This window comes from Sporichthyaceae bacterium (assembly GCA_036269075.1).
In the GTDB taxonomy this organism is placed as follows: domain Bacteria; phylum Actinomycetota; class Actinomycetes; order Sporichthyales; family Sporichthyaceae; genus DASQPJ01.
In genome coordinates this window covers 1-1,600 of the sequence record DATASX010000113.1, presented here as the reverse complement: position 1 = coordinate 1,600, position 1,600 = coordinate 1, and the positions used below count along the sequence as shown (strand labels likewise).

Genomic DNA, 1,600 nt, shown 5'->3' with positions numbered 1-1,600 from the left:
CACCTGAAGATGCCGGTATCAGAATGGTCGGCAGCAATGGTCCAGGTTTGCGGCTATCGAATGGAGGACTCCATGCCTCTCAAGCAGTGGCGCTGGGTGACCTTAGGACCCGCTGTGCTTCTCGTGGCGGGCCTCACCTCGGCGTTAGCCCCGGCCTCGCAGGCGGCCTCCGCGGCCACGCCGGGCACGGCACTCAACTGCGCCAGCGCGACGCACAGCGCGGAGTGCGTCGACGTGTTCGACCCCGAGGCGGTCGGCGGGGAAGGGAACTACGTCGGCCACGACGAGCCGTCGACGCTGTTCTACAGCAACAAGCCCGGCTCAGGAAACAACAACCTCTACCTGGTCCGGCTGCCGAAGGACCCGCCGGTGCCACCCAACCAGGCGGGGACGGCCGGGACCGACAACTTCCAGCTGCACATCGCGTTCTGGTTCGGCATGGCCATGTGCGACACCCAGTCGTCCCCCGAGGCCACCCAGAACTGCACGCCGGACTCGGACAGCAACATCTTCAACAGCGCCAACCCGGCCTCGCCCAGGTACATCGGCAATCACCCGGGCACCGCGTTCATGGAGATGCAGTTCTATCCGCCGGGGTGGGCTCCCTGGTCGGCCGGAGTCAGCTGCGACGCCAGGCAGTGGTGCGCGGCGCTGACCATTGACAGCTACAGCTCCAATCCGGCGGGCGTGGACAACAACACGGCATGCCTCAATTCGGTCGGCGTCGAACCGGTGAATTTTGCGTTCATCACGAAAAATGGCCGGGCCCAGGCGCCGGCGAACCCGGTGGACGCGACCGCGGCCACCTACACGCCGGATCCCGCCAAGGACCTGTTCATGAACTCGGGCGACAACATCGCGCTGTCCATGCGCGACACCGCGGCCGGGTTCCAGGTGCGGCTCGCCGACCTGACCTCGCACCGGACCGGGTCGATGACGGCCAGCGCGGGCAACACCTTCGGCCAGGTGCTGTACCAGCCGACGTCGTCTACCTGCAACGTCGCGCCGTACAGCTTCCACCCGATGTACTCGACCTCGAGCACGCAGACCCGGGTGCCGTGGGCGGCGCATTCTTACAACATCGCGTTCTCCGACGAGATCGGCCACTTCGAGTACTGCAGCGCGGTCGACCCGTCGACCGGCAACTGCACCTCGGCCGGGGGAGGGGACGGCTCGGTCGATTCCGACGACGTGGGCTGCTTCACCGCGGCGCAGAGCCTGCTGGTCCCGATCTCCGGGTGCATCGGGGCCGACGGCGATTTCGACGGGCCGTCGTACCTGAACGACTGGCCGGGCACCGGGCCGCCGCGGCACGATGCCAAGTTTGACCCGCAGCCGATCGCGTTCACCTCACCGGTGTTCAACGGGTTCCAGCGGTACTCGCAGATCGGGTTCGAGGCGGACATGCCGCGCATCGAGCGCCCGGACTTCGGCGGGATCTGCAACGGCGCGACCGGCGCGGGCTGCGTCAACCCGCCGCCGGGCTCGCAGTTCTACCCGATCTACTCGACCACTGATCACGGGCTGCTGCCGGTGCGAGGGTGCAGCTGGCAGGAAGGCGGGCCCGCCATCCCGGGCACGACCAGCAACTTCGGCGGCT

Annotated in this window: 1 protein-coding gene; it reads left to right on the top strand. The window is 67.7% G+C overall.

Annotated elements, in window-relative coordinates; all coding sequences use genetic code 11:
- Nucleotides 1-114 precede the first annotated feature (114 nt).
- On the top strand, nt 115-1,600 hold a 1,486-nt coding region (locus VHU88_20930; GenBank protein ID HEX3614162.1), incomplete at its 3' end, for a hypothetical protein.